We start from the raw sequence: 24,818 nt of genomic DNA, 5'->3' as shown, positions 1-24,818 counted from the left end.
ATTCCATGAGGGGTGGCGGTCGGGTGACGGGTGGGCGTACAGCATCGCGAAGCGATTCGGTGCGGGGCGGAGGCCGGGTGACGGGTGGACAGACTGTCATCGAGAACGCCTATATCGCGCCGGTCGTCGGTGACGAGATCGCGTCCGGATATGTAGTCATCTCCGATGGCCGCATCCAAGCCCTCGGCGCGGGACCGGCACCGATCGTTCCAGGTGCCGAAAAAATCGACGGCACAGGCTGTTTGGTGACCCCGGGCCTGGTCAATACCCACCACCACCTCTACCAGTGGGCGAGCCAGGGCCTGTTCCAGGATTCCACCCTGTTCGAATGGCTGACCGGTCTCTACCGCACCTGGGCGCGCATGGACGCCGACGTCGTCTACGGTGCGGCCGCTGCCGGTCTGGGCTGGCTGGCGTTGACCGGCTGCACCACCAGCAGCGACCACCACTACATCTTCCCGAAGGGGCGCGGCGACCTGTTCGAGGCCGAGGTGCGCGCGGCGAGCGAGATCGGCCTGCGCTTCCACCCGTGCCGCGGTTCCATGGACCGGGGACAGAAGGACGGCGGCCTGCCGCCGGATGAAGTGGTGGAGAGTCGAGACGAAATCCTCACCCACACTGCCGAAGTCATCGACAAGTATCACGATCCGTCGTTCGATTCGATGCTGCGGGTCGCGGTCGCTCCTTGCTCGCCGTTCTCGGTGAGCGAGGGTCTGATGATCGATTCCGCGACGCTGGCCCGTGCCAAAGGTGTTCGGCTGCATACCCATCTCGCCGAAACGCTCGACGAGGAAGAGCACTGCATCGAGCAGATGGGCTGCACCCCGGTCGAATACATGGAAAAGCTCGGCTGGCTCGGCGAGGATGTCTGGTTCGCGCACGCGGTGCACCTGCACGACGCCGATATCCGGCGTTTCGCCGAAACCGGCAGCGGCTCGGCACATTGCCCCAGCTCCAACGCCCGACTCGGTGCGGGTATAGCCCGCGTCAGCGATCTGGTGGCCGCCGGTGCGCGGGTCGGTCTCGGCGTGGACGGCGCGGCGTCGAGTGAGTTGACTTCCATGGCGGGCGAAATGCGTCAGGCCATGCTGTTCCAGCGCGCGGTCAACGGTCCGACTGCATTCACCGCGCGCCAAGCGCTCGAGATCGGCACCCTCGGAGGTGCCCGTAATCTCGGACGCCACAACGAGATCGGCAGTATCGAACCCGGCAAACTCGCCGACCTCGCCATCTGGCGGGTCGACGGTTTCCGCTCGGCGATCGAGGATCCGGTCTGCTCCTTGGTTTTCGGACCGACACCGCCACTGGCCCGGCTGCTCGTCGGCGGGCGCACCGTCGTGGAGAACGACGAATTGCGCACCGTCGCACAGGATGTCGTCGGCCGCGCCGGTGTTGCGGCCCGCAAACGGTTGATGCGCCAGGAGGCATGATGACTGTCCCACGGACCACCCGCTTCCCCCAAGAGGTTGCCGCACCCGGTAAGGGCGGCATCGGGGAGAGCCCGCTGCGCCCCGACGGCACGTTGAAGGTCAAGGGCGAGTTCGCCTACGCCTCCGATCTCTGGATGGATGGCATGCTCTGGGGTGCGACCCTGCGCAGCCCGCATCCGCGCGCGATCATCCGCGGTATCGATATCGCGCCCGCACTGGCCATGACCGGTGTGCACGCCGTACTCACCCATGAGGATGTGCCCGGCCGTAAGATGTACGGCCTCGACCACACCTGGGATCAGCCGGTCCTGGCCATCGGCGAGGTGCGCCACCACGGTGAGCCCATCGCCCTGGTCGCCGCCGACCACCCCGAGATCGCCCGGCGTGCCCTCGATGCCATCGAAATCGATTGGGAGGTACTGGAACCCATTACCGACCCGATGGCGGTGCTCTCGGCGCCGAAACGGCTCGCGGTGCAGGAGCGCGGCGGTATCGCCCGGCATCAGCCGGTGCGCGTCGGCGATATCACCGTGGGCCGCGCGCTGGCCACCGTGGTGATCACCGAGGAATTCGAGGTCGGCATTCAGGACCAGGCATTCCTCGGCCCCGAATCCGGCCTGGTGATTCCGGCCGAGGACGGCGGGCTCGACTTCTACGTCGCCACGCAGTGGATGCACAATGATCTGTCCCAGATCGGGCCTTGCCTCGGCCTGGCCGACGACCAGATCCGCATGACGATGGCCGGTGTCGGCGGAGCCTTCGGTGGCCGCGAGGACCTGTCCATGCAGATCCACGCGGGCATGCTGGCGATGCACACCGGCAAGCCCGTCAAGATGATGTACAACCGCGAGGAGTCGTTCTTCGGGCATGTGCACCGGCACCCGGCGAAGATGCTCTACGAGTACGGTGCCGATGATGCCGGAAAGCTCACCTACGCAAAGGTTCTCATCGTTCTCGACGGTGGCGCGTACACCTCTGCGACGTTGAACGTCACCGGTAACGCGTCCTCGCTCGCGGTGGGGCCGTACGAGATTCCGCATATCGAGATCGACGCCTACGGCATCTACACCAATAACCCACCGTGCGGTGCGATGCGCGGATTCGGCGCGGTACAGGCCTGTTTCGCACACGAGTCGATGATGGACAAGGTCGCCGAGGCGCTGGATCTGGATCCGGTGCACGTGCGCCAGATCAATGCGGTGTCGCAGGGTTCCAAGCTGGCGACTGGTCAGGTGCTGCACGCGCCGACGCCGATGGCCGAAATGCTCGGACAGCTGCGGGATATGCCGATGCCCCCGGAGCTGGACGCCTCGGATATCCGCAACCTGCCCGGCGGCGCATCGCAGACGACCCACGGCGAGGGCGTGGTGCGTGGTGTCGGTTACGGCGTCGGCATCAAGAACATCTGCTTCTCCGAGGCCTTCGACGACTACTCGACCGCTCGGGTGCGGCTGGAAGTCATTGCGGGAGAACCGGTTGCGTTGGTGCACACGGCGGCCGCCGAGGTCGGTCAGGGACTGGTGACGGTCGAGGCGCAGATCGCGCGGACCGAACTCGGTATCGAACGGGTCACCATTCACCCGGCCGACAACCAGGTCGGCGACTCGGGTTCGTCGTCCGCCTCCCGGCAGACCTATATGACCGGTGGTGCGGTGAAGGCGGCTTGTGAAGCCGTGCGCCAGCGCGTACTCGCCCTGGCCCAGGCCAAGTTCGGTGCCATGTCGGGACTGCGTCTGGTCGGCGGCAAGGTGGTTTCGCGCACGGGGGAGGTGCTCGCGGCGATCGTCGATGTCCTGGATGAGGGGGTTATCGAAGAGACCCGCGAGTACCACCACCGGCCGACCACCGGTATGGATCCCGTTACGGGACAGGGGAATAGCCACACCCAGCTGGCTCTCTGCGTACACCGCGCGGTGGTGGACGTGGACACAGACCTCGGCCTGGTCAAGGTCGTCTCCCTGGACGCGGTCCAGGACGTGGGCAAGATCATGAACCGCCTGTCCCTGGAAGGGCAGATCCACGGCGGCTCCGTACAGGGGCTGGGCCTGGCGGTCATGGAGGAAATCCAGGTCGAAGGCGGTAAGGTGCGCAACCCGTCCTTCACCGACTACCTGATCCCGACGATTCTCGATACGCCGTCACAGCGGCTGGAGATTCTCGAAAACGCCGATCCGCACGCCCCCTACGGGCTGCGCGGCGCCGGAGAGCCGCCCACGCTCTCTTCGACACCCGCGATCGCCGCGGCGATCCGTGACGCCTGCCGATCACGGGGTGGAAACGTGCACATCAACCGAGTGCCGGTGCGACCGGAAGACATCATCCGGAGCAGTTGATCAACAGGGGCAGCCGGTTCCAGTGGACCGGAGAGACTCCACAACAGCAGTACCCGAACCGTGCGGTCCGGCCCAGTCCAAAGGACGGCCGCCGGACCGTAGGTCGGCTACGCCCCGAGGAGGGCACGCCAATGACCCAGATTCAGACCAAGCCCAGCACACCAGAGCCGGTAGCAGGTAGGTCTGCGCTCGACCGGTTCTTCCGGCTGAGCGAACGCCGAACCACCGTTTCCCGCGAAATCCGTGGCGGCATTACCACTTTCGTCGCCATGGCCTACGTCATCCTGTTGGTGCCGCTGATTCTCGGCGGCGTCGCGGATGTCAACGGTGACAAGCTGAGCATCGCTCAACTCACCACGGCCACCGCGTTTTCCGCGGGACTCAGCACCATCCTGATGGGCGTGGCGGGCAATGTGCCGTTGGCGCTCGCCGCCGGACTCGGTGTGGTTCCGGTGGTCGCCTTCCAGGCGGCGCCGCATATGACCTGGCCGCAGACCATGGGTCTGGTCGTCCTGATGGGCGTGATCATCGTGATCCTGGCCGCGACCGGCCTGCGGACCATGATCATCAATGCCATCCCGCTCGGTCTCAAGAATGCGATCGGCGTCGGGATCGGCATGTTCATCGCGATGATCGGACTGGTCTCGGCCGGCGTGGTCGGACACGGCGCGCAGACCGGTCCGCCGGTCACCCTCGGCGCCGGTGGTCACCTATCCGGTTGGCCCGTAGTGATTTTCGCGGTCGGACTGCTGGTGATGCTGGCACTGTTCATCCGCAAGGTGCCCGGTGCGATTCTGATCAGCATCGCCATCTCGACCGTGCTCGCCATTGCCGTCAACGCGCTGGCGAAGATCGACCCGCAGGCCTGGGGGCCGGTGGTGCCGGAGAAGCCGAAGGGATTCTTCGCCGCACCCGATTTCGGGCTGGCGCTGAATATCGACCTCTTCGGCGGTTTCGCCGAGGCGGGTGGGCTGGTCGCGGGGGTCGTGCTGTTCACCCTGGTGCTGACCGGGTTCTTCGACGCCATGGGAACGGTTTTCGGCGTCTGTGACGAGGCCGGACTGCTCGATGAGAAGGGCACTATGCCCGGTATCGGCAAGGTGCTGACCATCGACGGTATCTCGCAGGTCATCGGTGGTGTCAGCGGCGGCGCCGGAAATACCGTGTACGTCGAATCCGCGACGGGTGTCGGTGAGGGCGCCCGCACCGGACTGACCAGCCTGGTGACCGGTGGATTGTTCTGCCTCGCCGTATTTTTCACCCCGCTCGCGGCCGTGGTGCCGATCCAGGCCGCCGCGCCGGCGCTGGTGATCGTCGGTGCGCTGATGATGACCCAGGCCCGCAAGATCGATTGGAACGATCTGGAGGTGGCGGTGCCCGCCTTCCTGACGATCGTGCTGATGCCGTTCACCTACTCCATCACCAACGGTGTCGGCGCGGGTCTGATCGCGTACGTGGTGATCAAGCTGGCGCGCGGCAAATTCCGTGAAATCCATTGGCTGATCGGGGTGGTGAGCCTCGTCTTCGCCGGCTACTTCGGCATCTCGGCCATCGAACTACTCCTGGGCGGATAACACCATGCGCGACCTCGCGGCAGAACTGCGGAAATGGCATGCGGCGGAGAAGGATTACGCCGTGGCCACCGTCATCGGCGTCACCGGAAGTGCCCCTCGGCCGCCCGGTGCCGCGCTGGCGGTCGACGCCGACGGCATTGTCATCGGAAGCATCTCCGGTGGCTGTGTCGAGGGCGCGGTGTACGAACTCTGCCGTGAGGTCCTGCGCACCGGGCAGCCGGTGCGCGAAACCTTCGGATACAGCGATGACGACGCCTTCGCGGTCGGGCTGACCTGCGGCGGCAAGCTCGAGGTATTCGTCCAGCGGATCACCGCGGTCGAGCGGGTCGCCATCGAGGCGGTCCTGCGCACCGACGAGGCGGTCGCGCTGGTGCGGGATCTGAAGACAGGTGCGGTCATGGCGATCGGGTCCTGGTGGACCGTAGGTGCCGCCTTCGACGAGGTGGTCGTGGCCGAGGCCAGGGCAATGCTCGATACCGGCGCGACCGGCGTGCGCGAGATCGGCTGTGGTGCTCGTGAAGTCACGGTCTTCGTGGAATCGTATGTACCACCGCCGCGCATGATCGTCTTCGGCGCAATAGATTTCGCGGCCGCCGTCACCAGGATCGGCCGCTTCCTCGGATACCACGTCACCGTCTGCGATGCTCGCCCGGTATTCGCCACGCGTGCGCGTTTTCCGGATGCCGACGAGATCGTCGTGCAGTGGCCGGACCGCTATCTCGCACGCACACAGGTCGATTCGCGCACCGTGCTGTGTGTACTCACCCATGACGCCAAATTCGATATCCCGCTACTCGAGGTGGCGCTGCGCCTGCCGGTGGCCTATGTGGGCGCGATGGGTTCCCGTCGCACCCACGAGGACCGCATGGCCGGGCTGCGCGCCGCTGGCGTGACGGAATCCGAACTGGCCCAATTGCATTCACCGATCGGGCTGGATCTCGGCGCGCGGACCGCTGAGGAGACGGCGGTATCCATCGCCGCCGAGATCGTCGCGGTGCGCCGCGGTGGCTCGGCCCAACCGCTGACCGCCACCGGCGGACCGATCCACCGGGACCTGATCCCGGTCTGGTGAGCCGCGCACCCCGCCGTGCATCCGTACACCCGGTACGCGGGGCGCGCGGTTTCGGCACGCGTCTGCGGCTGGAGCATCCTACGAAATCGACTTCGGGATATCCGATCTGCTTCGGGCTAATCGCCGCTATTCCGACAGTGTGGTCGGCCCACATAATTGACGAAATTGCGAACAAAGGATTCACCGAATGCCGTTGATATTTCTGAACGGTTCCGCCATGCGCGGCGAACCGCTCAATCATCTGCTCGACGGCGCGCCTTTCGCCGGCGAAGCGAAAACCGCGCCGCGCTACCGTTTCTATTCGGTCGGCGATAGGTTCCCGGGGCTGGATCCCGTCGCCGACGGCGGCGATTCGATCTCCGGTGAACTCTTCGATATCCCCATGGAAGTGCTGCGACAGCGGCTGCTGCCTGCTGAACCACCCGAACTCGAACTGGGCGCGATCGAACTCGAAGACGGTCGTTCAGTCCTATCGATGCTGCTGCGCCGCGCGCCGACCTCATATCCGGAGCTGATCGATATCACCGCCGTCGGCAGCTGGAAGAAATACCGTCAAGGAGCTGAATGAGTAAGCAGGCCGGGGGCTTCGCCTTCCCGAAATTCGATGTCAATTGCTCGATCCTGTTCACCGATCTCCCGCTGCTGGAACGCCCCGCCGCGGCAAAGCAGGCCGGATTCGACGCGGTCGAATTCTGGTGGCCGTTCGGCGAGGATCCGACGCCGGGCGACAAGGAGGTCGATGCGTTCGTGCGCGCGATCCGCGATGCCGGTGTGGAATTGGTCGGCCTGAACTTCATCGACCTGATTCCGGCGGGCGGGCGCGGTCTGGTCTCGGTTCCGAGTGAGGTCACCCGGTTCCGTGACAATATCGATGTCGCCGTCGGTATCGCCGAGGAGACCGGCTGCCGCGCGCTGAATGCCCTCTACGGCAACCGTGTCGAGGGCGAGAGTCCGGACAAGCAGGACGAACTCGCGCTGGAGAACCTGAGTCTTGCCGCACAGGCGGCCGGTGCCATCGGCGCCGCCGTCCTGCTGGAGGCACTGAATTCCTTCGAGTCGCCGAACTATCCGATCGTGAGCGCCGCGCACGCCGTGCAGGTCATCGAGCAAACCGGTGAACCCAACGTGCGGTTCCTCTGCGACCTGTACCACCTGGCCCGCATGGGTGAGGGCCTGCACTCGGTGATCCGCACGCACGCGGCGCATCTCGGCCACGTCCAGATCGCCGACAGTCCGGGCCGCGGGCGTCCCGGCACCGGTGAACTCGACTTCGCCGCGCTCTTGGAAACCCTGGCCGAGAGCGGCTACGACGGCTGGATCGGCCTCGAATACAAAGACCCCGAGCTGGATTGGAAGTGGATGAAATGACTGCAGCATCGCGTAGCGATTCCGTGAGGGTGGGCGGCCGGGCGACGGGTGGGCTCAGGATCGGGTTTATCGGCCTGGGGATCATGGGCAGCCCGATGGCGGGTCACCTCGTCGCCGCCGGGCACGAGGTGACCGGTTACGACATCGGCCCCACCGGTCTGGAGAAGCTGAAGGCCGCGGGTGGTTCGGCCGCCTCCGGTGTCGCGGAAGCGGTGCGGGACAAGGACATCGTCATCACGATGCTGCCGCAGGACGAGCACGTCGAGGCGGTTTTCGCCGATGTGCTGGTGCATGCGGCGCCGGGCACGCTGTACATCGACTTCTCCACCATCACACCCAAGACCGCGCGCTCGACCGCGGAGCGGGGCATCGAGAAGGGCCTGCGGGTGCTCGACGCCCCGGTCTCCGGCGGCGAGCCGGGCGCGATCAATGCCGCGCTGTCGATCATGGTCGGCGGTAACGAGGCCGACTTCGCCACGGCCACACCGATTTTCCAGGCGGTCGGCAAGACCTTCGCACTGGTCGGACCGAACGGTGCCGGTCAGGTGGTCAAGGCCGCCAATCAACTCGTCGTCGGCGGCACCTATGCCCTGGTGGCCGAGGCGATCCTGCTGATGGAGAACCTGGGCGCGGACGCCGAGAAGGGCCTCGATGTGCTGGCAGGCGGGCTCGCGGGCAGCAAGATCCTCGAACTCAAGCGCGCATCCATGCTGAGGCGCGACTTCGAGCCCGGCTTCCGAATTGACCTGCACCACAAGGATATGGGCATCATCCTGCAGACCGCCCGCGACGCCGAGGTGTCGATCCCGATGGGTGCGCTGACCGCGCAGCTGATCGCGGCCGCGCGTGCGATGGGTCACGGTTCACTGGATCACTCGGGTCTGCTGAAGGTGACCGAGGCGCTGTCGGGTCGGGAGCACTGACCATGGCACGCATACGCACCGTGGATGCCGCGGTTCTGATTCTCGAAAAAGAAGGGGCGACACAGGCATTCGGCTTGCCGGGTGCCGCGATCAACCCCTTCTACAGCGCGATGCGGGCACATGGCGGTATCAAGCACGTGCTGGCCCGCCACGTCGAGGCCGCCTCGCATATGGCCGAGGGGTACACCAGGGCGGCGGCGGGCAATATCGGCGTCTGCATCGGCACCTCGGGGCCCGCGGGCACGGATATGATCACCGGTCTGTATTCCGCGAGCGCGGATTCGATTCCGATCCTGTGCATCACCGGTCAGGCTCCGGTAGCCAAGCTGTACAAGGAGGACTTCCAGGCCGTCGATATAGCTTCGATCGCCGCACCGGTGAGCAAGTGGGCGGTGACGGTACTCGAGCCCGCACAGGTACCCGGGACCTTCCAGAAGGCCTTCCGGCTGATGCGCGAGGGCCGGCCGGGCCCGGTCCTGATCGACCTGCCTATCGATGTGCAGCTCGCCGAAATCGAGTTCGACATCGAGACTTACGAGCCGCTCGAGGTACACCGCCCGGCTGCGACGCGGGCGCAGGCGGTCAAGGCCATCGAGATGTTGAATGCGGCGCAGCGGCCGCTGATCGTCGCGGGTGGCGGCATCGTGAATGCCGATGCCGCGGCGCTGCTGGTCGAATTCGCCGAACTCACCGGTGTGCCGGTGGTGCCGACGCTGATGGGCTGGGGCACGATTCCCGACGATCACGCGCTGCACGCGGGCATGGTCGGACTGCAGACCTCGCACCGGTACGGCAATGCCACCCTGCTCGAATCCGATTTCGTGCTCGGCATCGGAAACCGCTGGGCCAACCGGCATACCGGAGGTGTGGACACCTACACCAAGGACCGCACCTTCGTACATGTCGATATCGAGCCGACCCAGATCGGTCGGGTGTTCGCACCGGATTACGGCATCACCTCCGACGCGGGCGCCGCGCTGCGCGTCTTCGTCGAGGTCGCGCGCGAACTCGACGCGGCCGGACAGCTGCCGAATCGCAGTGTGTGGGCCGAGCAGTGCCGTAACCGGAAACAGGTCGGGCTGCGTAAGACGCACTTCGACGATATGCCGATCAAGCCGCAGCGCGTCTACGAGGAGATGAACAAGGCATTCGGACCCGAGGTGCGCTATGTCAGCACCATCGGTCTTTCACAGATCCAGGCGGCGCAGTTGCTGCACGTCTACCGGCCGCGGCACTGGATCAATGCGGGCCAGGCCGGCCCGCTGGGCTGGACCGTGCCCGCGGCAATCGGTGTCGCGACGGCCGATCCCGATGCCACCGTGGTCGCACTCTCGGGTGATTACGACTTCCAGTTTCTCATCGAGGAATTGGCGGTCGGCGCGCAGTTCAATATCCCGTACATCCATGTCGTGGTGAACAATTCGTATCTGGGCCTGATCCGTCAGGCGCAGCGCGCGTTCGACATGGATTACTACGTGCAGCTCGCCTTCGACAATATCAACAGTCCGGAGCTCGCCGGCTACGGCGTCGACCACGTCAAGGTCGCCGAAGGCTTGGGCTGCAAGGCGATTCGAGTATTCGATCCCGCGTGGATCGGTTCGGCGCTCGATGAGGCGAAGAAGCTGGTGACCGAATTCCGGGTGCCGGTGATCGTCGAGGTCATCCTCGAACGGGTGACGAATGTGTCGATGGGACTCGAGATCGACAATATCGTCGAATTCGAGGAACTCGCGCAGTCCGCGGCCGACGTCCCGACCGCGACCGCGCAGCTGGACTGAGCCGCCATGACTCGAGTCCTGATCGCGTCCGACAAGTTCAAGGGGTCGTTGACCGCCGCGCAGGTCGGTGCCGCTGTCCGCGCCGGTATCCACCGCGTCCGGCCCGGTGCCGAGATTTCGGTGGTGCCGATCGCGGACGGCGGGGACGGCACCGTCGCCGCCGCTTCGGCCGCGGGTTTCGAGGCGGTCCTGGTGACCGCGTCCGGACCCACCGGCGAACCGGTGTGCACGGCGTATGCCCGCCGCGACGATATCGCCGTCGTGGAACTGGCGGACGTATCCGGGCTCGTACGGCTACCGGGTGGGAAGTTCGCACCGATGACGGCCACCAGCCGGGGTACCGGCGAGGTCATCGCCGCGGCGATCGATGCGGGTTGCCGTCGGGTGGTGCTCGGCATCGGGGGCAGTGCGGGTACCGATGGCGGTGCCGGGCTGCTCGCTGCCCTCGGTGCGCGACTGCTCAGTGTCGACGGGGCCGAAATCGGTGACGGCGGTGCGGCATTGGCGCGGCTGCACACGATCGACCTTGCGCCGGTGCGGGAACGGCTGGACGGGGTCGAGATCACCGTCGCGTGCGATGTCGATAATCCGCTCACCGGTCCGTGCGGTGCGGCCGCCATCTATGGTCCGCAAAAGGGTGCCGATGGTGACCAAGTGGAAGTGCTCGATGCGGCGCTCACTCATTGGGCGGACTGTGTCGCGGTCGCCACCGGGAACGATGTGCGCGATCGTGCGGGTGCCGGTGCGGCGGGCGGGGTCGGGTTCGCAGCCGTCGCGGTGCTCGGTGCTCGGCTGCATCCCGGGATCGAATTGGTTTTGGAGCTGGTCGGTTTCGCGGAACAGGTGGCTAATGCGGATCTGGTGGTGACCGGGGAGGGCATGCTCGACGAGCAGACCCTGTACGGCAAGGCGCCGGCCGGTGTCGCCACTGCCGCTGGGTTGGCGGGCGTGCCGGTCATCGCTGTCTGTGGCCGGAATACGCTGCCCACCAAGCGATTGCATGAGGCGGGGTTCTCGGCCGCATACTCCCTGGCCGATATCGAACCCGATATCGCGCGTTGCTTCGCGGAAGGTGAGTTGCTGCTCGAGCAGCTGGGTGCGCGGCTCGCCGCGGAATACCTGCCGTTGGATCCCACGGCGGAGCAGCCGTCTGCGGAGCACCAGTCGCCGGAGGCCGCTGCGGATCATGTGTCGGCTGGCCACGTCGTCGGGGCGGTCACGGCGGAGCGGGCATCTGTCGGGCACCAGCTGCCGGAGGCCGCCACGGGGCAGGTGCCTGCAAACAACGCCGTTGGGGCGGTCACGGCGGAGCGGCCATCTGCCAACCACCAGTCGCCGGAGGCCGCCACGAACCAAGGGGCTGCAGGCCACGCGGGCGGGGCGGCCTCTCCGATGCGAAGCGTCGCGGACCTGGCCGATGACATCGTTGCTGCCGCCACCCGAAGCAGCGGCGGCGCAAGGACATTCGACGGTAGATTCCGATGATTTCCGATGGAGTTGTGTGATGCGGAAGAACTCCGAGATCCAGACGATCTCACCGGTCCCGGCACACCTGGACCTGGTGATCCGTGCGGAGCGGATCATCGCGACGGCGGGGGAGACCGGTGGCTCGGTCGGCGTGCGCGACGGCCGGATCGTGGCGATCGAGCCGCTGGATTCCATCCTGACCGCGAAAACGGTCGTCGAACTGGCCGCCGACGAGGTGCTGCTGCCCGGCGTTGTGGACGCGCACGTGCACGTCAACGATCCCGGCCGCACCGAATGGGAGGGCTTCCCGAGTGCGACGAAGGCGGCCGCGGCGGGCGGTGTCACCACCATTATCGATATGCCGCTCAACAGCATTCCGCCGACCTGTGATCTCGCGGCACTCGAAGTGAAGCGCAAGACCGCGCAGGACCGCGTGCATGTGGACGTCGGATTCTGGGGCGGAGCGATCCCCGGAAATCTGGCGGATCTGCGGCAGCTGCAAGACGCAGGTGTATTCGGCTTCAAATGCTTTCTGCTGCACTCCGGTGTCGACGAATTCCCGGCACTGGACGCCATTCAGCTGGAACTGGCCATGCGGGAGATCCGCTTGTTCGACGGTCTGCTCATCGTGCACGCCGAGGACGCGCACGCCATCGAACACGCACCGATTCCGCAGGGGGACAAGTACTCCGGCTTCCTGCGTTCGCGCCCGCGCGGTGCGGAGAACCTGGCCGTCGCCCAGGTGATCGAACTGGCCAGGTGGACCGGCTGTCGCGTGCACATTCTGCACGTGTCGAGTTCGGATGCGCTGCCGATGATCGCCTCGGCCCGCCGCGACGGCGTCCGGATCACCGCCGAGACGTGTCCGCACTATCTGTCGTTCGCTGCGGAGGAAATTCCGGACGGTGCAACGCAATTCAAATGCTGCCCGCCGATCCGTGAGAGCGGCAATCGCGAGTTGCTCTGGGAAGGGTTGCGCGATAGCACCATCGATATGGTGGTCTCGGACCACTCGCCCTCGACCGCCGACCTGAAGTGCTTCGATACCGGCGACTTCGCCCGCGCCTGGGGTGGTATTTCCTCACTGCAGCTCGGACTTTCGGCTGTCTGGACCGAAGCGCGACTGCGTGGTTTCAGCCTGGTGGATGTCTCTCGATGGATGAGCCGCGCGCCCGCCGAACACGCGGGCCTGCGGCGCAAGGGCGCCATCGAGGTCGGCTACGACGCGGACTTCTGTGTCTTCGCACCCGATGACGCCTTCGTCGTCGACGTGCATCGCCTGCACCACAAGAACGCCGTCACACCGTACGCGGCCCGCCCGCTCGCGGGCGCGGTCCGCGGTACCTGGTTGCGCGGCAACCGAATCGATATCGACAACGAGCCGCAGGGGCGGCTCCTGGCTCGAGGAGAAGTATGACCGATCAATCCGCCCCCGCCTTCACCCGGCTGCCCGATCTCGCCTCCCGTGCGCTCGCGGGCAGTGTGGTCTACGCCAATGACGAGTTGTTCGCCGAGCGGGAGAATCTGATCCGGCCCGGCCGTGCGGTTTTCAGCACCGAGGACTTCGGCCACAAGGGCAAGACCTACGACGGCTGGGAAACGCGGCGACGTCGCGAAACCGGCAATGACTATGCGGTTGTCCGGCTGGGTGTGCCGGGGCGGGTGCACGGTGTCGTCGTCGACACCTCCTGGTTCATCGGCAATTATCCGCCCTTCGCCTCGGTCGAGGCGACGAGTATGGAGGGCCAGCCGTCGTCTGCCGAACTCCAGCAGGCCGAATGGGTGACACTGGTCGCGAAGTCGAATATCGCGGGCGATACCGACAACTTCTTCGAAGTCACCGACGAGCGCCGCTTTACCCACATCCGGCTCTCGATCTACCCGGACGGTGGCGTGGCCCGCTTCCGCGTCCACGGGACTCCACTGCCGGATCCCCGTTTCCTCAGTGGCACAGTCGATCTCGCCGCTCTGGAACACGGCGGCGATGTAGTCGACTGCTCCGACATGTTCTTCTCCGCGCCGACCAATATCCTGCTACCCGGCCGGTCGCGGCAGATGGACGAAGGCTGGGAGGGTGCGCGTCGCCGCGATGCGGGCAATGATCACGTCACGGTGCGGCTGGGTGCGCGCGGGGCGATTCGACGCGTGGAAATCGACACCTCGAATTATGTCGGCAATGCGCCGGGTTGGGCGGTGCTGCGCGGTGCCGATGCCGATTCCGGTGCGGACCCGGATGATCCGTCGACATGGACCGAATTGCTGCCGCGCACGCGGCTGCAGCCGGATGCCCGTCACTTCTTCCGGATCGAGGCCGGTGCGCCGGTCACCCATGTCCGGCTCGATGTGTACCCCGACGGCGGCGTGGCTCGGTTGCGGGTCCACGGCGAGATCGATCCGGAGACCTTGGTCGGCAACACTGTCGCTTGGCTCGGAGCCCTGCCCGAAACGCACGCGCTGCAGGTGCTCACCGCCGATGGCGGGTTATCCGGCGACGAAGCACGGAAGTTGCTCGCGGAACGGCCCTTCGCGAGCCCCGACGCGGTGCCGCCGGCCGTGATCGACGCGCTGCTCGCGTTGTAGTCGCTGGTCGGCCGGGCGATCGGAGCCCCCACCGATGGTCCGGCCGACCGGCTCGGTCCGCGTCCGAAAACCGCTGGCACTTGTCGACCGACTGATCTACGTTCGGCCCATGATGCGTACGGATGGGTCGGTCGAGCGGCAAGCCATTGTCGCCGCCGCCGTGACGGTGGTCTTGTGGGCTTCGGCCTTCGTCTTCATCCGCAGTGCGGGACACGACTTTTCGCCGGGTGCGCTGGCACTCGGGCGATTGCTCGCCGCATCGATCACGCTGGTGACGGTGCTGGTCATCCGTGGTGAGGGCCTGCCGCCGCGGGCCGCGTGGCCGGGCATCGTCATCTCCGGGGTGCTGTGGTTCGGCGTCTACATGGTGGCGTTGAACTGGGGTGAGCGCAATGTCGACGCCGGGACCGCGGCGATGGTCGTCGGCATCGGTCCGGTGCTGATCGCGGTGCTCGGCGGATTGGTCCTGCGGGAAGGGTTTCCGGCCCGGCTGATGGTCGGGCTGGTCGTGTCGTTCGCCGGGACCGTGGTTGTCGGACTGTCGACCTCCGATGGCGGCGGCGCGGCGGTGCTCGGTGTCGTGCTGTGTCTGCTCGCGGCCATCGTCTGGGCGGCATCGACCATCGCGCAGAAACCGGCGCTGGCGAGCGCATCCGCATTGCAGGTGGTCACCTTCGGCTCGGTCATCGGAACCGTCACGTGTCTGCCGTTCTCCTGGCAACTGGTCACCGAGGCGGCCGACGCGCCGCTGTCGTCCACGCTGAGTCTGGTGTACCTGGGCGTCTTCCCAACAGCTTTGGCTTTCACCACATGGGCCTACGCACTAGCCCGCACGACGGCCGGGAAAATGGGCGTGACAACCTACGCGGTCCCGGCGCTCGTCGTGTTGATGTCGTGGGCCGCACTGGACGAGGTGCCCGGCGCGCTGACCATCGTCGGCGGTGTCCTGTGCCTGGCCGGTGTGGCAGTCACGCGGTCCCGGCCGCGCGTCATCCCATCCGTCGATCCGGAAACTGTCGAGCCTGCTCCGCGCTGATCGCGGTAGTCGGCCGAGTTGCGCGTTCGGCGATGTGTGCGGCGGACGCGGGGCAGAATCGACAGGCGTGGATACCGTTGATCCCACCGTGGACCTGCTGGACCGCGCATTGACCCAGATGGGCGAGGTCATCGCGGCGATTCGGCCGGAACAGGCGACCCTGCCGACACCCTGTGCCGGCTGGGACGTGCAGGCGCTCGTGCGACATGTCATCGGGCAGAGCCTGCGGAATTTCCTGGATTCGGCGCGTGGCGAGATGGCCGATTGGGCGGCGCCGCCCGCCGAGCTGAGTCCGAACTGGGCGGCGGAGTACCGCGCGGCCGCCGCACCCGTCCTGGACATCTGGCATCATGCCGACCTCGAACGCCCGGTTCCGGTACCCGGCGGCGCACAAGCGCCGCTGCGCAGCCGAGCCGACCAGCAGATCACCGAATTGGCCATGCACACCTGGGATCTTGCTCGCGCAACCGACCAGCCCACCGACTTCGACCCGGAAGTCGCCGAGTACGGACTGGCCTGGTCACACAAGATGCTGCGCCCGGAATTCCGCGGCCCGGACAAGGCTTTCGACCTCGAGGTGCCCGTGCCCGCCGACGCTCCCGCATACGACCGCCTCGCGGGCTGGTTCGGCCGCGATCCTTCCTGGAAGTCACAGGGGTCGCAGAACTGAACTGTCCCAATCGGTGTCCGCCTTGAAGGGTTCCGGGGCGGCCGGTGTGCGCGGCACGACAGTTGGCACTCGGATCGGCGCGCAGGAAGTCGGATCCCGGCACCGAGAAGCACCGCAAAGCTACCGCGCCAATACGACAGGCAACTCGAGCGGTCCGCGATGCCGAAAACCGGAGCGCCACCGAATTTCTCGTGGATCGCAGACGAGCGTCGGAGTTCGGCCGTCCAGCATCAAGGTCTCCAGCACGGCCCCGGCGATGGTCCGGACCAACGCGGTGCCGAGGCATGCATGGCCGCCGTGCCCGAGACCCAAGTGTGGATTATTCGTGCGTGCGAGGTCGAGTTCGGCCGGATTGTCGAAGATCTCCGAATCATGGTTGGCCGATGCCAGACAGAGCAGCACGGTGTCACCGGAACGGATGGTGTGCCCCGCGATATCGAGTTCGGTGGTTGCGAATCTGGGCCCCGAAACCACCTGCGGCGACAGGTAGCGCAGCAGTTCGTCCACCGCCGGTCGGGTATCGGCCATGGCGCGCAGCACCGCCAGCTGATCCGGATGGGTGAGCAGTGCCAACGTGGATCCGGCGATCAGGTCGACGAGCACTTCGTACCAGACGAACAGCAGATAGAAGATCATCGAGGCCAGCTCGTGCGCACTCGGTGCACCGGTCTGGTCACTCGAACACACCAGCCGTCCGAGCACATTGTCGCCCCGCGCCCCCTCGATCGTCGCGATGACGATGGCGCGCATGGTGGTGAGCGTGTCGCGGGCACGCGGGGGAGTGGCGCTCGGCAGCAATGTCGAACGCGCCCAATGCAATAGCGCCTCGCGCTCCGGTGCCGCCAACCCGAGCAATTCGCCGAGCACGGCCGCGGGCAGGACAACGGCGAACCGCTCGATGAGATCGATCGTGCCGCCGCTGTCCACCTCCGACAGACAGGCCGACACCAATTCCGGTGCCGTACGCGCCCATTCGGCGAGCCGTCGCGGCGACAACTCGGCGGTGACGGCCCGTCGCAGCCGAGCATGGTCCTCGGGTTCGCTCTCCAGGAATCCGAGATCCAAGGGGGACGGCACCACGAACCCGCGATAGTCCGTCTCCCCGGCATAGCGCGGCTGGGTGGAGAGCCGATTGTCGAGCAGTCCGGCCCGGACATCGGCGAACCGGGTTACCAACCAGGCGGGTGGGCCATCCGGTGTCCGGACCCGATGCACCCCACCGTCCTCGCGCAATCGCCGCAGCGTAGGCCATGGATTCGCGGCGAACTCGGCATCGAAGATCTGCAATGTCACGCCGCCATCATCCGGGGCGAGATATCCGCAGACCCGAGGTGTGTCGAAGGTCGCAGAATTTGCTGGTCATTTGGTCGGCGAGGTGCGAGGCTTAAGCGGTGACACATCCTCCGGATACCACGTCGGTCGCAGCGGACCCCGCGACCGACAAGCTAGACATCGCGGTCTTCAAGGTGGCAGGGGTGGTCGTGCTCGGCGCGATCATGTCGATCCTGGACATCACCGTCGTAACCGTCGCGATCCCGAAATTCCAGAACGAGTTCCACACCACCACCGCGATCGCGGCCTGGTCGATGACCGGTTACACCCTCGCGCTGGCCAGCGTCATCCCGCTGACCGGTTGGGCGGCGGACCGGTTCGGCACGAAACGGCTGTACATGCTCGCGCTGACGCTGTTCGTGCTCGGATCGGTGCTGTGCAGCCAGGCCTGGAGCATGGAAACGCTGATCGCCTTCCGCGTTGTCCAGGGTCTCGGCGGCGGCATGCTGATGCCGCTCGGCATGACGATCATGACCCACGCGGCCGGTCCGCAACGCGTCGGGCGGGTGATGGCGGTGCTCGGGGTGCCGATGCTGCTCGGCCCGATCTGCGGCCCGATCCTGGGCGGTTGGCTGATCGACAGTTACGGCTGGAAGTGGATCTTCCTGATCAATGCTCCGGTCGGGGTGATCGCGCTCGTTCTCGCCTTCGTCGTGTTCCCCGCGGACAATCCGGAGCCGTCGGAATCCTTCGACTTCCTCGGCATGCTGCTGGCCTCGCCAGGTCTGGCGCTGTTCCTGTTCGGCGTCTCCTCGATTCCGGGCGAGGGCACGGTCATGGCGGCCAAGGTGCTCATACCCGCCGCCATCGGTCTGGTGCTCATCGTGCTGTTCGTCTTCCACGCGCTGCGCACCGAACATCCGCTGATCGATTTGCATCTGTTCCGCAACCGATCGCTGACCTTCGCGGTGCTGACCATGGTGCTGTTCGCGACCGCCTTCTTCGGAGCGGGCCTGCTGCTGCCGACCTATTTGCAGCAGGTGCGCGGCGAAACAGCCATGGCGGCTGGTCTGCTGATGGTGCCGCAGGGCCTGGGTGCGATGTTGACGATGCCGATCGCGGGCCGGCTCGTCGACAAGATCGGTCCGGGCAAGATCGTGTTGACCGGTATCTCGCTGATCTCACTCGGCACGGTGTTCTTCGTGCAGCTGAAGTCCGATACGTCGTATCCGTTCATGTTGGGCGCGCTGTTCGTGATGGGCCTCGGCATGGGCTGCACCATGATGCCGACCATGACCGCGGCGATCCAGACGCTGACCCACCAGCAGGTCGCGCGCGGTACGACGCTGATGAACATCATCAACCAGTCCGCAGGCTCCATCGGCACCGCGACGATGTCGGTGGTGCTCAGCAGTCTGCTGAACCAGCATCCATTCGCCAAGCCCGCGATCGCGTCGAACTACGATCCCTCGATCGCGGCGCAGCTGCCGCCCGGTGCGGTCGAGACCGGATTGAGCCAGGCCGCGACGGCATTCAGCCACACCTACATCGTGGCGCTGGTGCTCATGGTGCTGACCTTGGTACCAGCGGCATTCCTGCCGCGCACCAAGCCGCAGACGCCCGCGGTCGCCGACGCGCCAGCCCTGGTGCATTAGCCGAAGGGTCCGAGTTCGTCTGTGCACCAGGCGAACTCGGGCTACCGACGGGCGTCCAGAAATTCCATGACGAGTGGGCTTGCGGTGCTTCGGAATTCGTCGAAATAGGCGTGCCGAGCCCCCGGGATCCACGCCAGCCGCGCACCGGGAATCCGTTCCACGAGCAACGGTGCGTTCGCCGCGGGATTGAACCGGTCCTCGCTGCCGTGCACGATCAGCGTCGGAACCGCGATATCCGCGAGCACATCCCATGCGTCGTGTCTGTTGCTCGCGTAGAGATGTCTGCGCTTCGCGTATGCGGGCATGCTCGGATCGCCGAGGGTGTTGAACGGCCCGGACGTGCTCGCCAGATACCCCGGGGTGTACATCAGTTCCAGCAGCGCCTGCCGTGCCGCCGCCGGATCGGGCTGGGCCAGCGACTTCCGTACCTCGGCGTCGCGCTCGACAGCGTGGCGACCACCCGGTGACGTGCAGCCGAGCACCAGCGCATGCACCCGATCCGGAAACCGCGCGGCCAGCCATTGCGCGACCCGGCCACCCATGGACGTGCCGTACACCGCGGTCTTCTCGATGCCGAGATCGTCGAGCACCGCAATGGCGTCCTCGGCGAATCCGAGGGTGCTGTACGGGATATCCGGCTTATCGCTGTCACCGGTCCCGCGATAGTCCAGTGAGACGGTGCGATACCCGGTCTCGAAGTCGGCGCGGACTCCATCCCACCAGTGGTGATTATTGGCCTGCCCGGTGAGCAGCAGCAGCGGCGGACCGTCACCGCCGGTCTGATACGCGATCCGGGTGCCGTCCGCGGCCTCGGCATGCGGCACGTTCGGACTCCTCAGCTGTAGAGCGCGACGAAACGCTCCAACGAGCGCTCGATATCGCCCTTCAGCGCCCGCGCGACACCGGAACCGATCGGACCGAACAGCGGCGCACCGCCCAGATCGATGTCGACAGTCACCTCCGAGCCCGCACCCTTCGCGGCGACGAGCAGTTCGAGCTTGAATTTGGTGCCGCCCTTGCCCGTGCCGCTCAAGGCCAGGCGCCGCGGCGGTTCAGCGGCCTTGACCGTCCAGGTGACCCGATTGCGCAATCCCTTGACCGATGCGACACCGACCAGTTGGGTGCCGACGGTCAGTTCGGCGGGCACCTCGTTGCGCCACGCCTCGTGCATGAGGAGCCATTTGTCGAGTTCGGTGAGGTTGGAGGTATGCGACCAGGCCTCCTGCGGGGGAATCGGCACGTCGACGGACACCTTCAGCTTTGCCATTCGCGCATAGTATCCGGTACCCGCGGTTCGCTATTCATGGCATTCGGTCATACCGATCGGGCGGTACGCGAAATGCAATGGGGGCACTGGCGGTTCGAGGAATCGGAATGTGGTCCTCGGATCGAGAGAGACTTCCCGGCGATGCTGCTACTGTGGGCGGGTCGTCGGGTGCCGAGCTACTTATCGGCTCGATCCGCCCGGTTGGTGATTCTTCGAATCGCTTGCCGTGCGGGCACTCTGGGGTTGGTGCCAGTGTCGATGTGGCCGCATTCGACGAATGTTGATCCTGGTCGGCGTCGCGAGGAAGGCGAGACAACGCGCAGTGACACCGGCTGTCGCAACGACGAGAGAGCTGATGAATCAAGATATCGCCGTGGTGCTTTCATGGATCCTCGCCCCCGCTCTCATTATTGCCGTGGCGGCGGCGTTGTATGTAGCGCAATACGCGAAACAACAGAAGATCCGCGCCGACACCCTCAATAGAGCGAATCGGGCGCAGGAGGAAACCCTCGAGCACTTCGCCGGCCAGACACTGCCGGCGATGACCGAGGCGGTGCGCCGCTTCGAGGCACCGGTTTCGGCCATCGAGGTGCCGACGGGTCAGGAGACCTCCCGGTTCACCCAGTGCCTGCAATGGATTTCCGAGCGGTACGCCGACGACCTGCGCATGGTGCAGTCGGAGGCGCACGAGCAGGCCGCGCGTGAGGCCGAGGAAAAGGCGCAGCAGGCGATCAAGGCGACCGAGGAGGGCACTCGGGCCGAGATCGAATCCGCCTCGCGGGCCGCGACCAGTGCGGCGGTGCGTTCCTTCGGCACCTCCGTGGTCAGCCTCGGCGCGGATGTCAGTCAGGTGGTGAGCTCCGCGCTGCGCGAGCACCGCGACGACGAGGTCTACGCCACCCTCACCCGCATCGACCACACCGTGCAGCAGATGCTGCGGCAGGCCCAGTCGTATGTGATCGTCTGTGGTGGTCTGCCGGGTCGGCGCTGGCCCGCGCAGTCGCTCACCGATGTGGTCGGCGGCGCGATCGGGCGTGTGCGTGACTACCTGCGGGTACGGGCCAACCAGCTCGACCGCATCGTCATCAGCCGCGCGGTGGAACCGCTCGTGCACACCCTGGCCACGCTGCTCGACAACGCGCTGCGCTACTCCCCGCCGACGTCTTATGTGGATGTGACCTTCCAGGAGGGCCACCACGGCGTCACCGTCATCATCGACGATGCCGGTGTGCGGATGAACGCGGAGCAGATGGAGGAAGCCAGGCAGGTGCTCGCCAACGAGCGCCCGATCGACATCCACCAACTCGGCCCGTCCCCGCGCGTCGGTTTCCCAGGCATCGCGGCACTGGCCCGACGCTACGGATTCACCGTCTACATCGATGGCCCGAACGTCTACGGCGGTATGCGGGCGATGGTCTACATCCCCGAGGCGCTGCTCGTCACCGCGGTGGCCAACGCCGAACCGGCCGTTCCCGCCGTCACCCCGGCCCCGGAACCCGTGCCGACCGCTGTCGCCGAGGATAAGCCCTTCGAATTATCCCCGGTTCCGGTCTTGGCCGGGGTGGGCGAACAACCCGCCGAGAACGAGGAGTTCGCTGTGCACGAGATCACCAGTGGCGGCCTACCCAAGCGACGCCGTCGGGCGGTGTCTTCGGTGCCCGCGCAGACCGGCACCGAATCCGAAGCGGGACAGGCTCGTCCCGAAATCGCCTCCGCCTGGCAGATGGGTTCCAAGAGCGGCCGTGAGGCTGCTGCCTCCGATAACAGCGAAGGGATGTCATCCTGATGAGCACACCGGTGACCGACAGCAGCAATCGGCTGGGTTGGCTACTCGAGGATCTCAGCAACGTTCCCGGCGTCCGGTTCGCGGTGCTGCTGTCCGACGACGGACTGCGGATCGCGCACTCCGACGGTGTCAACAAGGATGATGCCGAGCGTTTCGCCGCGGCCGCCTCGGGTCTGCGCTCACTAGGTAAGGCGCTCGGCGAATTCTGTGGTGGCCTCGACAATGGTGTGCGCCAGAACATGACCGAATACGACCAGGGCATGATCCTCATCACCGCGGCGGGCGAGGGTGCACTGCTCGGTGTTTCGACAACGCCCGAGACCGATATCGGGCTGGTCGCGCACCGCATGAACGAACTCGCCGGGCGGGTCGGGCACGAGTTAGGCGCCCAGCCGCGCGGGAGGGTTGAGGGCGGCTTGACGTCATGACGAGGTCCCGGCGAGACCCCGACTTGGTCCGGGCCTACGTGCGCACCGGGGGGCGAATCCGTCCCAGTCGTGAGTTGGACCTGGTCACCCTGGTCGTCGCCGCCAAAGATCCGGCACCTGGTGCGACACCCGATGCGCGCCAGGTGCTGAACCTGTGCAGCCGTCGCAGTGCCCTGTCCATTGCCGAGATCGCCGCCTATCTCGACCTGCCGCCGTCCGTGGTGAAGATCGTCGTCGCCGATCTGCTGGACAGCGAACATCTGGCCACCCCGACCCCGGCCGAAGTCATGCCGGAGATCACCCTGCTCGAGGAGGTACTCAATGGGCTCCGCGCTCTCCCGGCCTGAGCGCACTGTCGACTATGTGCCGGAGACCGTGACCCGGTCGGTAAAGCTCTTGGTGGCAGGCAATTTCGGTGTCGGCAAAACGACATTCGTGAACAGCGTTTCGGAGATCCGGCCGCTGCGCACGGAGGAGACGATCACCGAGGCCAGTGTCGGCGTCGACGATATGGCCGGGCTACCCGGCAAATCGCAGACGACCGTAGCGATGGATTTCGGCCGTATCACGCTGAATCCCACACTCGCGCTCTATCTTTTCGGGACGCCGGGACAGCGGCGTTTCGTCCCGCTGTGGGAGGAGTTGGCGCGCGGTGCGCTCGGCGCCCTGGTCCTGGTGGACACCCGGCGCATCGAGAAGGCCGACGAGGTGCTGTCCGTGCTCGAGGAGCGCGGGGTGCAGTATTCGGTCGCGGTCAACCAGTTCGAAGGCGCCAAGCGCTATCCGCTCGAAGAGATCCGGGACGCACTGGATCTCGCTCCGGATACTCCGTTGACCTCGCTCGACGCGCGGCAGCGCAGCACTTGTCTGCGATCGCTGATCACGCTCGTCGAGTTCCTATTCCATCGCCAGGAGTCTCGGAAGTAACCACGCATTGCACACTGATTCAACAAAGCCCGGCCCTGTCGCGTTGGGGTCGCCGATCGATACCGACGGCCCGCGCGTACCGCTCTACTCAGAGGAGTTCGCAGCAGATCCGCACCGCGCGTACCGTGACATGCGCCGCCAGTTCGGATCTCTGGTACCGGTTGACCTATCGCCCGGTGTACCAGCGACTTTGGTGATCGGCTATCACACCGCCGTACGAATCCTCAACGATCCCGACCACTTTCCGGCGGATCCGCGCATCTGGCAGCAAAAGATTCCCGGTGAATGCCCGGTCCTGCCGATGCTGGAATGGCGGCCGAATGCCTTGCGCAGTGCGGGAAACGAGCATTTGCGCTATCGACAGGCGAATGCGGCAAGCCTGGCCGAAGTCGATCTGCACGCACTGCATGCCGTCGTCGAAGATGCCGCCATTCCACTGATCAATGCCTTCTGCGGTGACGGTGCGGCCGATCTGATCAGCCAGTACGCATTTCCGCTCACCTTCCAGGTGCTGAACGAGATGCTCGGCTGTCCGGCGGAGATCGGTCAGCAGGTTGCCACCGGGATGGCGGCCATCTTCGAAGGTGTGAACGCCGACAAGGGCAATGCGATGCTCACCGACGCGCTGTTCGAACTCGTCACGCTGAAGCGCAGCGTTCCGGGCGACGACATCACCTCGCGGCTGATCGCGCATCCGGCCGTGCTGTCGGACGAGGAGATGATCCACCAGCTCGTCACCGTCTACGGCGCGGGCATCGAACCGCAGCAGAACCTGATCACCAACACACTGCTGCTGATGATGACCGACGACCGGTTCGCGGGCAGCGTGCACGGCGGAAGTCTTTCCACCCGTGACGCACTCGACGAAGTGTTGTTCACCGACCCGCCGATGGCGAACTACTGTGTCTCCTATCCGAGACAGCCGATCCTCATCGACGGCGTCTGGCTGCCCGCTCACCAACCGGTCGTCATCAGCATGTCGGGATGTAATAACGATCCCGCCGTCGGGGTGAGCGAATTCGGGCCCAACCGTTCGCATCTGGCATGGAGTGTGGGCCCACATTCCTGCCCGGCGCGGTCGGTCGCCTATCTCATTGTCCAGGACGCCATCGACCAGCTGCTCGACGCACTTCCCGAAATGCGTTTGGGGGCAGAGCCCGAACAACTCGCCTGGCGGCCGGGTCCGTTCCATCGGGCCCTGGTATCCCTCCCGGTCGCCTTTCCCAAATCCTCTCCGCTTGCCATGCTGTAA

At 65.9% G+C, this 24,818-nt stretch carries 22 protein-coding genes; 19 read left to right on the top strand and 3 right to left on the bottom strand.

Annotation, left to right across the window (positions count from 1 at the left end; all coding sequences use genetic code 11):
* The first annotated feature begins 77 nt into the window (after positions 1–77).
* The 13 genes from ACFYOW_RS13915 to ACFYOW_RS13855 all read left to right on the top strand — a co-directional run bounded on the left by ACFYOW_RS13915 (position 78) and on the right by ACFYOW_RS13855 (position 16,231).
* Complete coding sequence (locus tag ACFYOW_RS13915) at positions 78–1,430, top strand: 8-oxoguanine deaminase (protein WP_387287762.1); 1,353 nt, start codon at positions 78–80, stop codon at positions 1,428–1,430.
* Positions 1,427–3,763: a xanthine dehydrogenase family protein molybdopterin-binding subunit gene (locus ACFYOW_RS13910; protein WP_387287760.1), complete on the top strand. Its 2,337-nt coding sequence runs from the start codon at positions 1,427–1,429 to the stop codon at positions 3,761–3,763. Before ACFYOW_RS13915 ends, ACFYOW_RS13910 begins: the two co-directional genes overlap by 4 nt.
* 131 nt (positions 3,764–3,894) lie before the next feature.
* Positions 3,895–5,337, top strand: a complete 1,443-nt coding sequence (locus ACFYOW_RS13905; RefSeq protein ID WP_387287758.1) for an NCS2 family permease — start codon at positions 3,895–3,897, stop codon at positions 5,335–5,337.
* Between the two features lie 4 nt (positions 5,338–5,341).
* Positions 5,342–6,409, top strand: a complete 1,068-nt coding sequence (locus ACFYOW_RS13900) for an XdhC family protein (protein ID WP_387287757.1) — start codon at positions 5,342–5,344, stop codon at positions 6,407–6,409.
* 187 nt (positions 6,410–6,596) lie between these two features.
* A complete protein-coding gene (locus tag ACFYOW_RS13895; RefSeq protein ID WP_387287755.1) occupies positions 6,597–6,977 on the top strand; it encodes a gamma-glutamylcyclotransferase in 381 nt (126 codons plus the stop codon).
* Positions 6,974–7,777: a hydroxypyruvate isomerase family protein gene (locus tag ACFYOW_RS13890; RefSeq protein ID WP_387287754.1), complete on the top strand. Its 804-nt coding sequence runs from the start codon at positions 6,974–6,976 to the stop codon at positions 7,775–7,777. The genes ACFYOW_RS13895 and ACFYOW_RS13890 overlap by 4 nt, the downstream gene beginning before the upstream one ends.
* Complete coding sequence (locus ACFYOW_RS13885; protein WP_387287753.1) at positions 7,774–8,700, top strand: NAD(P)-dependent oxidoreductase; 927 nt, start codon at positions 7,774–7,776, stop codon at positions 8,698–8,700. The genes ACFYOW_RS13890 and ACFYOW_RS13885 overlap by 4 nt, the downstream gene beginning before the upstream one ends.
* A gap of 2 nt (positions 8,701–8,702) precedes the next feature.
* Positions 8,703–10,478: a glyoxylate carboligase gene (gcl, locus tag ACFYOW_RS13880; RefSeq protein ID WP_387287752.1), complete on the top strand. Its 1,776-nt coding sequence runs from the start codon at positions 8,703–8,705 to the stop codon at positions 10,476–10,478.
* A gap of 6 nt (positions 10,479–10,484) precedes the next feature.
* Positions 10,485–11,963, top strand: coding sequence for a glycerate kinase (locus tag ACFYOW_RS13875; RefSeq protein ID WP_387287750.1), 1,479 nt, complete (start codon positions 10,485–10,487; stop codon positions 11,961–11,963).
* Positions 11,964–11,982: 19 nt separating this feature from the next.
* Positions 11,983–13,362, top strand: a complete 1,380-nt coding sequence (allB, locus tag ACFYOW_RS13870; RefSeq protein WP_387287749.1) for an allantoinase AllB — start codon at positions 11,983–11,985, stop codon at positions 13,360–13,362.
* Entirely contained in the window at positions 13,359–14,525 is a 1,167-nt protein-coding gene (alc, locus tag ACFYOW_RS13865; protein WP_387287747.1) for an allantoicase, read from the top strand. The genes allB and alc overlap by 4 nt, the downstream gene beginning before the upstream one ends.
* Before the next feature lie 109 nt (positions 14,526–14,634).
* The gene (locus ACFYOW_RS13860) at positions 14,635–15,561 is read left to right on the top strand and encodes a DMT family transporter (RefSeq protein ID WP_387287745.1); all 927 of its coding nucleotides are present in this window, start codon (positions 14,635–14,637) and stop codon (positions 15,559–15,561) included.
* 67 nt (positions 15,562–15,628) lie between these two features.
* The gene (locus ACFYOW_RS13855) at positions 15,629–16,231 is read left to right on the top strand and encodes a TIGR03086 family metal-binding protein (RefSeq protein ID WP_387287743.1); all 603 of its coding nucleotides are present in this window, start codon (positions 15,629–15,631) and stop codon (positions 16,229–16,231) included.
* A 120-nt stretch (positions 16,232–16,351) separates the two neighbouring features.
* On the opposite strand, the gene ACFYOW_RS13850 is transcribed toward ACFYOW_RS13855, so the two are convergent.
* Positions 16,352–17,524: a cytochrome P450 gene (locus ACFYOW_RS13850; protein WP_387287741.1), complete on the bottom strand. Its 1,173-nt coding sequence runs from the start codon at positions 17,522–17,524 to the stop codon at positions 16,352–16,354.
* Between the two features lie 98 nt (positions 17,525–17,622).
* Between ACFYOW_RS13850 and ACFYOW_RS13845 the strand changes: the two genes are divergently transcribed.
* Complete coding sequence (locus ACFYOW_RS13845; RefSeq protein WP_387287739.1) at positions 17,623–19,158, top strand: DHA2 family efflux MFS transporter permease subunit; 1,536 nt, start codon at positions 17,623–17,625, stop codon at positions 19,156–19,158.
* A 41-nt stretch (positions 19,159–19,199) separates the two neighbouring features.
* On the opposite strand, the gene ACFYOW_RS13840 is transcribed toward ACFYOW_RS13845, so the two are convergent.
* Together ACFYOW_RS13840 and ACFYOW_RS13835 are read right to left on the bottom strand one after the other, a co-directional pair.
* Positions 19,200–19,982: an alpha/beta fold hydrolase gene (locus ACFYOW_RS13840; protein ID WP_387287737.1), complete on the bottom strand. Its 783-nt coding sequence runs from the start codon at positions 19,980–19,982 to the stop codon at positions 19,200–19,202.
* Between the two features lie 11 nt (positions 19,983–19,993).
* Positions 19,994–20,425 (bottom strand): SRPBCC family protein, encoded by a 432-nt coding sequence (locus tag ACFYOW_RS13835; protein ID WP_040689525.1) that lies wholly within the window; start codon positions 20,423–20,425, stop codon positions 19,994–19,996.
* 355 nt (positions 20,426–20,780) lie between these two features.
* On the opposite strand from ACFYOW_RS13835, the gene ACFYOW_RS13830 reads away from it, so the two are divergent.
* From ACFYOW_RS13830 to ACFYOW_RS13810, 5 genes are all read left to right on the top strand, one after another.
* Positions 20,781–22,211, top strand: a complete 1,431-nt coding sequence (locus ACFYOW_RS13830; protein WP_387287735.1) for an ATP-binding protein — start codon at positions 20,781–20,783, stop codon at positions 22,209–22,211.
* A complete protein-coding gene (locus tag ACFYOW_RS13825) occupies positions 22,211–22,639 on the top strand; it encodes a roadblock/LC7 domain-containing protein (RefSeq protein WP_062987265.1) in 429 nt (142 codons plus the stop codon). Before ACFYOW_RS13830 ends, ACFYOW_RS13825 begins: the two co-directional genes overlap by 1 nt.
* Positions 22,636–22,986: a DUF742 domain-containing protein gene (locus ACFYOW_RS13820; RefSeq protein WP_063037917.1), complete on the top strand. Its 351-nt coding sequence runs from the start codon at positions 22,636–22,638 to the stop codon at positions 22,984–22,986. Before ACFYOW_RS13825 ends, ACFYOW_RS13820 begins: the two co-directional genes overlap by 4 nt.
* Positions 22,961–23,566 carry an ATP/GTP-binding protein gene (locus ACFYOW_RS13815; protein ID WP_040689533.1) on the top strand — a complete coding sequence of 202 codons (606 nt, stop codon included), beginning with the start codon at positions 22,961–22,963 and terminating at the stop codon, positions 23,564–23,566. The genes ACFYOW_RS13820 and ACFYOW_RS13815 overlap by 26 nt, the downstream gene beginning before the upstream one ends.
* 193 nt (positions 23,567–23,759) lie before the next feature.
* On the top strand, positions 23,760–24,818 hold the full coding sequence (locus ACFYOW_RS13810) for a cytochrome P450 (RefSeq protein WP_387287733.1): 1,059 nt from the start codon (positions 23,760–23,762) through the stop codon (positions 24,816–24,818).

This window comes from Nocardia sp. NPDC006982, from assembly GCF_042869435.1.
Taxonomy (GTDB): Bacteria; Actinomycetota; Actinomycetes; order Mycobacteriales; family Mycobacteriaceae; genus Nocardia.
This window is presented reverse-complemented; position numbering and strand designations above follow the sequence as displayed.